12 protein-coding genes are annotated in these 7312 nt (G+C 46.4%); 11 read left to right on the forward strand and 1 reads right to left on the reverse strand.

Features of this window, described 5'->3' with window-relative positions:
• Nucleotides 1-3 precede the first annotated feature (3 nt).
• The 11 genes from rplR to rplQ all read left to right on the forward strand — a co-directional run bounded on the left by rplR (nt 4) and on the right by rplQ (nt 5970).
• The gene (gene rplR / locus BM334_RS12275) at nt 4-357 is read left to right on the forward strand and encodes a 50S ribosomal protein L18 (protein ID WP_055439825.1); all 354 of its coding nucleotides are present in this window, start codon (nt 4-6) and stop codon (nt 355-357) included.
• 9 nt (nt 358-366) lie between these two features.
• Nucleotides 367-873, forward strand: a complete 507-nt coding sequence (gene rpsE, locus BM334_RS12280; RefSeq protein ID WP_055439826.1) for a 30S ribosomal protein S5 — start codon at nt 367-369, stop codon at nt 871-873.
• A gap of 6 nt (nt 874-879) precedes the next feature.
• The gene (rpmD, locus tag BM334_RS12285) at nt 880-1062 is read left to right on the forward strand and encodes a 50S ribosomal protein L30 (protein WP_055439827.1); all 183 of its coding nucleotides are present in this window, start codon (nt 880-882) and stop codon (nt 1060-1062) included.
• A gap of 3 nt (nt 1063-1065) precedes the next feature.
• A complete protein-coding gene (rplO, locus tag BM334_RS12290; protein ID WP_055439828.1) occupies nt 1066-1500 on the forward strand; it encodes a 50S ribosomal protein L15 in 435 nt (144 codons plus the stop codon).
• A 5-nt stretch (nt 1501-1505) separates the two neighbouring features.
• Nucleotides 1506-2834, forward strand: coding sequence for a preprotein translocase subunit SecY (gene secY / locus BM334_RS12295; protein ID WP_055439829.1), 1329 nt, complete (start codon nt 1506-1508; stop codon nt 2832-2834).
• Between the two features lie 25 nt (nt 2835-2859).
• Nucleotides 2860-2973, forward strand: coding sequence for a 50S ribosomal protein L36 (rpmJ, locus tag BM334_RS12300; protein ID WP_055439830.1), 114 nt, complete (start codon nt 2860-2862; stop codon nt 2971-2973).
• A 133-nt stretch (nt 2974-3106) separates the two neighbouring features.
• On the forward strand, nt 3107-3463 hold the full coding sequence (rpsM, locus tag BM334_RS12305; RefSeq protein WP_055439831.1) for a 30S ribosomal protein S13: 357 nt from the start codon (nt 3107-3109) through the stop codon (nt 3461-3463).
• 11 nt (nt 3464-3474) lie between these two features.
• Complete coding sequence (gene rpsK, locus BM334_RS12310; protein WP_034734070.1) at nt 3475-3864, forward strand: 30S ribosomal protein S11; 390 nt, start codon at nt 3475-3477, stop codon at nt 3862-3864.
• A gap of 30 nt (nt 3865-3894) precedes the next feature.
• Nucleotides 3895-4515 carry a 30S ribosomal protein S4 gene (gene rpsD, locus BM334_RS12315; protein ID WP_055439832.1) on the forward strand — a complete coding sequence of 207 codons (621 nt, stop codon included), beginning with the start codon at nt 3895-3897 and terminating at the stop codon, nt 4513-4515.
• 25 nt (nt 4516-4540) lie between these two features.
• The gene (locus BM334_RS12320) at nt 4541-5530 is read left to right on the forward strand and encodes a DNA-directed RNA polymerase subunit alpha (RefSeq protein ID WP_055439833.1); all 990 of its coding nucleotides are present in this window, start codon (nt 4541-4543) and stop codon (nt 5528-5530) included.
• A gap of 38 nt (nt 5531-5568) precedes the next feature.
• A complete protein-coding gene (gene rplQ, locus BM334_RS12325; protein ID WP_055439834.1) occupies nt 5569-5970 on the forward strand; it encodes a 50S ribosomal protein L17 in 402 nt (133 codons plus the stop codon).
• Between the two features lie 103 nt (nt 5971-6073).
• On the opposite strand, the gene BM334_RS12330 is transcribed toward rplQ, so the two are convergent.
• Nucleotides 6074-6859: a hypothetical protein gene (locus tag BM334_RS12330; RefSeq protein WP_092842127.1), complete on the reverse strand. Its 786-nt coding sequence runs from the start codon at nt 6857-6859 to the stop codon at nt 6074-6076.
• Between the last annotated feature and the right edge of the window lie 453 nt (nt 6860-7312).

Genomic DNA, 7312 nt, shown 5'->3' on the forward strand with positions numbered 1-7312 from the left:
ACTATGGACAAGAAAACAGCTCGCTTACGTCGCGCAACGCGCCCTCGTAAGAAAATGCAAGAGTTGGGTGCAAACCGCCTGGTCGTTCACCGTACACCACGGCACATTTACGCTCAGCTAATTGCATCGAACGGTTCTGAAGTACTTGCTTCAGCATCAACTGTAGAAAAAGCTATGCGTGAGCAGTTTAAATCTGCTGGTAACGTAGAAGCGGCTAAAGCAGTTGGTAAGCTGATCGCTGAACGGGCGATTGAAAAAGGCGTTAAAAGCGTTGCATTCGATCGCAGTGGTTTCCGTTATCACGGTCGTGTAGCCGCTTTGGCTGACGCTGCCCGTGAAGCTGGACTTCAGTTCTAGGAGACGAACATGGCAAATGCAAATGTAGAAGCTCAACAAAGTGACCTGCAAGAGAAGCTGATCACAGTAAACCGTGTAGCGAAGGTTGTTAAAGGTGGTCGCATCTTTAGCTTCACTGCACTGACTGTGGTTGGTGATGGTCAAGGTAAAGTGGGTTTCGGTTACGGTAAAGCACGTGAAGTTCCAGCTGCTATTCAAAAAGCAATGGAAAAAGCACGTCGCAACATGGTAACCGTGCAGCTGAAAGGTGATACCTTGCAGCACCCTGTAAAAGGCCGTCACTCAGGTTCACAGGTATTTATGCAGCCAGCCTCTGAAGGTACAGGTATCATCGCCGGTGGTGCGATGCGTGCAGTACTCGAAGTAGCCGGTGTACACAACGTGCTGTCAAAAGCATATGGTTCAACCAACCCAATCAACGTTGTTCGTGCCACTATTAAGGCACTTCACGGTATGAAGTCGCCTGAGCAAGTAGCGGCTAAACGTGGATTGAGCGTTGATGAAATTTTGGGGTAGTGAGCAATGGCGAAAAAGACAATCAAAGTAACCCAGACGCGTAGCTCAATCGGTCGTTTACCGAAACATAAAGCTACACTTCGTGGTCTTGGTCTGCGCCGCATTGGTCACACGGTCGAGCTGGAAGATACTCCAGCCGTCCGCGGCATGGTGAACCAAGTCACTTACATGGTAAAGGTGGAGGACTAAGACATGTACTTAAATACTATCTCCCCTGCACCTGGTGCGAAAACTAGCAAAAAGCGTCTCGGCCGTGGTATCGGCTCTGGCCTTGGTAAAACTGGTGGACGTGGTCATAAAGGTCAAACTTCACGCTCTGGCGGTTCAATCCGTTCAGGTTTTGAAGGCGGCCAAATGCCAATCCAACGCCGTTTGCCAAAGTTTGGCTTTACTTCTCGTAAGTCGTTCACGACTGCTGAAGTAAACCTGGCAGAGATTGCAAAAGTTGCTGGTGATACTGTAACTCTAGCTTCATTAAAAGAAGCTGGTGTGATTCGTCACGACGTGTTGACTGTTAAAGTCATCAAGTCAGGCGAAATCAGCCGTAAAGTTACAGTGCAAGGCATCAAGGTCACCAAAGGCGCCCGCGAAGCTATTGAAGCTGCTGGCGGCAAAATCGAAGGATAGGGCACATGGCTAAACCAGGATTGGAATCTAACAGAGCTCAAGGTGGCACGTCGGAGCTTAAACGTCGACTGCTGTTCGTACTCGGCGCGTTAATCGTGTTCCGTGCGGGCTCCTTTGTGCCGATTCCTGGTATAGATGCCGCGGTATTGGCGCAATTATTCGACCAGCAAAAAGACACTATCGTCGCCATGTTTAACATGTTCAGCGGTGGTGCTCTTGAGCGAGCATCGGTATTTGCGCTTGGTATTATGCCGTACATTTCGGCTTCAATTATCATGCAACTAGCAAGCGTGGTGCATCCACGTTTAGCTGAGCTGAAAAAAGAAGGCGAAAGTGGACGTCGTAAGATCAGTCAATACACGCGTTGGGGTACATTGGTACTCGCAACTTTCCAATCAATTGGTATAGCTACTGGCTTACCAAGCCTAATGCCGGGTCTCGTTATTGATCCAAGCTTTGGGTTCTATTTCACAGCTGTGGTTAGCTTAGTAACCGGTACCATGTTCTTGATGTGGTTAGGCGAACAGATTACCGAGCGTGGAATTGGAAACGGTATCTCTATTCTGATCTTCACCGGTATTGTAGCGGGCCTCCCGTCGGCCATTGGCCAGACGGCAGAGCAAGCACGTCAGGGTGATTTACATTTATTATTGTTATTGCTAATTGGTGTAATTGTACTTGCAGTGACTTATTTCGTTGTGTTTGTAGAGCGCGGCCAACGCCGTATTCTGGTAAACTACGCGAAACGTCAGCAGGGCCGAAAGGTTTTTGCAGCGCAAAGTACACACTTGCCATTGAAAGTTAATATGGCCGGTGTCATTCCACCGATTTTTGCATCGAGCATTATTTTGTTCCCAGGCACTATCGCCACTTGGTTCGGCCAAGGCGAAGGTGCGGTAGCAAACTTCTTACAAGAGGTCTCGTTGACATTGTCTCCGGGTCAACCCTTGTACGTAATGCTTTATGCTGCGGCAATTATCTTCTTCTGTTTCTTCTATACCGCGTTGGTATTTAACCCTCGCGAAACAGCAGACAACTTGAAGAAGTCGGGAGCGTTTATCCCTGGTATTCGTCCAGGTGAGCAAACTTCTCGTTACATTGATAAAGTAATGACTCGATTGACGCTTGCAGGCGCGTTGTACATTACCTTTGTCTGTTTGGTTCCTGAGTTCATGATGATTGCTTGGAACGTACAATTCTATTTTGGTGGTACGTCGCTTTTAATTATCGTAGTTGTTATCATGGACTTTATGGCGCAGGTGCAGACTCATTTGATGTCTCATCAATATGATTCTGTCCTCAAGAAAGCTAACCTTAAAGGCTTCGGCCGCTAAGGTTGGATAATTACGGAGTGTAGCAATGAAAGTTCGTGCTTCCGTGAAGAAAATCTGCCGTAACTGTAAAGTTATTAAGCGCAACGGTGTTGTGCGTGTAATTTGCAGTGACCCTAAGCACAAGCAACGGCAAGGTTAATTCGAAGAAGAAGTCCGCGGCCAAAAAATATTTTTTTGGCTGCGGCTTTGATATGTTTGCAAATTGGCGACTGGTTGAGTATCCTAACGGGCTTTTCAAATCCGGTCACCCATAAACTATAGGAGACGTGTTAGTGGCCCGTATCGCTGGCATTAACGTTCCTGACAATAAGCATGCAGTCATTGCCTTGACTGCGATTTACGGTATCGGCCGTACTCGTTCTAAAGCTATCTTAGCTTCGATCGACCTGCCGGAAGATACCAAAATCGGCTCTTTGTCAGAAGAAAAACTCGATGTACTTCGTGACGCAGTAGCTAAATTTACTGTTGAAGGCGATCTTCGCCGTGAAGTATCAATGAATATCAAACGCTTGATGGATCTCGGATGTTACCGTGGTCTTCGTCATCGTCGTGGCTTGCCTCTACGTGGACAGCGCACTAAAACTAATGCGCGCACCCGTAAAGGTCCGCGTAAACCAATTAAGAAGTAGGGAGTTGAGAAATGGCTAAACAACCAACTCGTACTCGTAAGCGCGTTAAAAAGCAAGTCGCTGATGGCATGGCCCACATCCATGCATCTTTCAATAACACCATTGTGACCATCACTGACCGTCAAGGTAACGCGTTAGCATGGGCAACTGCAGGTGGTTCTGGTTTCCGTGGTTCACGTAAATCAACCCCATTTGCTGCACAGGTTGCTGCTGAGCGCGCGGGTGAAATGGCGAAGGAATATGGTTTGAAAAACCTAGAAGTGTTCGTAAAGGGCCCAGGTCCTGGTCGCGAATCATCGATTCGTGCGTTGAACGCTGTAGGTTATCGCATCACGAACATTACTGATGTGACTCCTATTCCTCACAACGGATGTCGTCCGCCTAAGAAACGTCGCGTTTAATAGGCGCTATACGATAGTTGGAGAAAGAACATGGCTAGATATTTGGGTCCAAAACTCAAACTGAGTCGTCGCGAAGGAACAGACTTGTTCCTGAAAAGCGGCGTACGCGCAATCGATACGAAATGTAAACTCGAAAGCGCTCCGGGTCAGCACGGTGCACGTCGTGGCCGTTTGTCTGATTACGGTTTACAGTTGCGTGAAAAGCAAAAAGTTCGTCGTATCTACGGCGTACTAGAAAAGCAATTCCGTAACTATTACAAAGAAGCTGCTCGTATTAAGGGCAACACTGGTGAGAACCTGCTGCAATTGCTTGAGCAACGCCTAGACAACGTGGTGTACCGTATGGGCTTCGCGTCAACTCGTGCTGAAGCGCGTCAGTTGGTAAGCCACAAAGCAGTAGTAGTGAACGGTCAGGTAGTCAACATTCCGTCGTACAAAGTACGTCCGGAAGACGTTGTGTCTGTTCGCGAAAAAGCTAAAAAGCAGGCACGTATCGCAGCCGCGCTGGAACTTGCAGAACAACGCGAGAAGCCAGTATGGTTGGAAGTAGACAGCACTAAAATGGAAGGTCAGTTTAAGCGTCTTCCAGAGCGTGCAGATTTGTCTGCTGAAATTAACGAACAGTTGATCGTAGAGCTTTACTCTAAGTAAAGCTTAAGCATAAAGAGAGGACACAATGCAGGGTTCTGTTACCGAATTCCTAAAGCCAAGGCTAGTCGATATCGAACAAATTAGCCCGACTCACGCTAAAGTGACGTTGGAGCCTCTTGAGCGTGGCTTTGGTCACACGCTGGGCAACGCGTTGCGCCGTATTTTACTTTCATCAATGCCAGGTGTGGCAGTGACAGAAGTTAAAATTGACGGTGTTCAACACGAATACAGCAGCAAAGAGGGTGTTCAGGAAGACATCATCGAGATCCTGTTAAACCTGAAAGGTTTGGCGGTAGTCATGGAAGGCAAAGATGAAGCGATTCTGACCTTGAAAAAATCCGGAGCGGGCCCTGTCAAGGCTGGCGATATCACTCATGACGGTGATATCGAAATCCTTAACCCTGAGCACCTCATCTGTACTTTAACAGGTGACACCGAGATTGAAATGTCAATCAAGGTAGAGCGTGGTCGTGGTTATGTTCCAGCCTCGGCACGTCAGTCTGCTGACGATGAAGAGCGTCCGCTCGGTCTTCTACTTGTAGACGCTTCTTTCAGTCCGGTTGAGCGTATTGCTTACAGTGTTGATTCAGCACGTGTTGAGCAACGCACTGACTTGGATAAACTGGTTATCGATATGGAAACTAACGGTACGTTAGATCCAGAAGAAGCGATTCGTCGTGCAGCAACGATTCTTGCTCAACAGCTTGAAGCCTTCGTTGAATTGCGTGACATGAGCGAGCCAGAAGAGAAAGAAGAGAAGCCGGAATTCGATCCGATTCTATTACGTCCGGTAGACGATTTGGAATTAACTGTGCGTTCTGCGAACTGTTTGAAAGCAGAAGCTATTCAGTACATTGGTGACTTAGTGCAGCGTACCGAAGTTGAGTTGTTAAAAACTCCTAACTTGGGTAAAAAATCGCTCACCGAGATCAAAGACGTGCTTGCATCACGTGGTTTGTCACTAGGTATGCGCCTAGAAAACTGGCCACCAGCAAGCTTAGTTGATCGCGACTAAGTTATCTTTTACAGAGATTTACTGAGAAGGGTATAGGTATGCGCCATCGTAAGAGTGGTCGTCAACTCAACCGCAACAGCAGTCATCGTAAAGCGATGTTCAGCAATATGGCAAGCTCACTGGTTCGTCACGAAGTGATTAAAACCACTTTGCCAAAAGCTAAAGAACTGCGTCGTGTTATCGAGCCGCTAATCACATTAGCGAAGCAAGATAGCGTAGCAAACCGCCGTATGGCTTTTGCTCGCACTCGCGACCAAGAAGTTGTTGGTAAGCTGTTCAATGAATTAGGTCCGCGTTATCAAGAGCGCGCTGGTGGTTACACTCGTATTATGAAGTGTGGCTTCCGCGCTGGTGACAATGCGCCTATGGCATATGTTGAACTTGTTGACCGTCCAGAAGTAGACGCTACTGAGACTGAAGAAGTTGCAGTAGAAGAATAAGTAGCTTTTATTAGCTACATTAAAAAGCCGCTCTAGTGAGCGGCTTTTTTGATCGAACAAATCAAGTCTTAGGTACTTAGTACTCGAAAAATGATTAAACGGCTTAGTTTTGCATAATCAATTTAATTTCTTCTTCACTTAGCTCATGCTTAGCAGCTAACAGTTCAACTTCATTCTTGTCTAAGCCGCCCGAATTGTAAGCGGAACGAATTAATTGAATAGCTCGTTTATTCTTGTTCTTTGGTGTTCCTTCAGTAGTAGAGAGACCAATTAAGTCACTTATGGTATCTACAAAATAGGAACCTAAAGTTGGAGCCGCTGATAGGACAGTATGCAAAACAGATTCGAGCTTACCAATTTCCGCATCTCGGTTTGAGCGCAAAATGCTATCAGCGGTTTGTGGCTCAGTTAAGACTGCAACGCGTACTACGTTGGCGAATTGTGATGGGTCCATTTGATCAACGGTTGCAACGATAGTTTCCGCGTAGCTTGGTTCGGCTTCAACAGCAATACGTACGATATCAGCAGGATCTGCTACCTCTAAGCTTAATGCCGTAGATATGATTTCTCGCGTAAACGCTGGTTCGGCATCAATAGCAGCTTTAATTATGTGGCGATAATGATTTGGGTACCGATCAAATGCCGCGTAAAGTATCGGCTCAACGTGGTGTGGATAATTCCCCATGAGCACACGAACTGCTCTTACTGATGAGAAGTTACGTTGGTCGTAATAGCGAAGCATCCTTGCATATGTATCTGCTAGGCGTTGATTTTCCTCATCTAACACAAACTTCTCTGTGTCGGAAATATCAACGATGGCAGAATCTGCCGCGTAAGTAGCGCATGAAAAACATACACTCGCAGCCAATAAAGTTGGTAAAACTTTCATAGGCGCACCCCAATCTAATACTGTCTTATAATATTAATAATTTGACGATATTGAACATTAGCAGTGTTTTTGGACAATCCATAGCTAAACTTTGTTCAATTTGAGTAAAAATAAACCAAACGATAAAAAAAGCAAAAAAAGATCTTGCGCCGCTGGCCATGATCCTTATAATTCGCCGCCGTTGTCACCAAGTGATGACGGCGGTTCAAGTCTGAATAGACGGTGATGAAAATCACAAAAAAAGATCCAAAAGGATCTTGACCTGAACCACGGATAGCGTAGAATACGCATCCCGCTTCAAGAGAAGCGAACGTTCTTTAACAATATACCAAGCCAAGCAAACTGTGTGGGCACTTACCGGATTCAGGCAGAGACGCATCTTCGGATGCAAAAAAGGTCTTTAGATAGACCACCTGACTGATTGGAAAAGTGCTTAACAAATTAGATTTATTA

The sequence above is a fragment of the Pseudidiomarina donghaiensis genome, from assembly GCF_900116895.1.
Lineage (GTDB): Bacteria > Pseudomonadota > Gammaproteobacteria > Enterobacterales > Alteromonadaceae > Pseudidiomarina > Pseudidiomarina donghaiensis.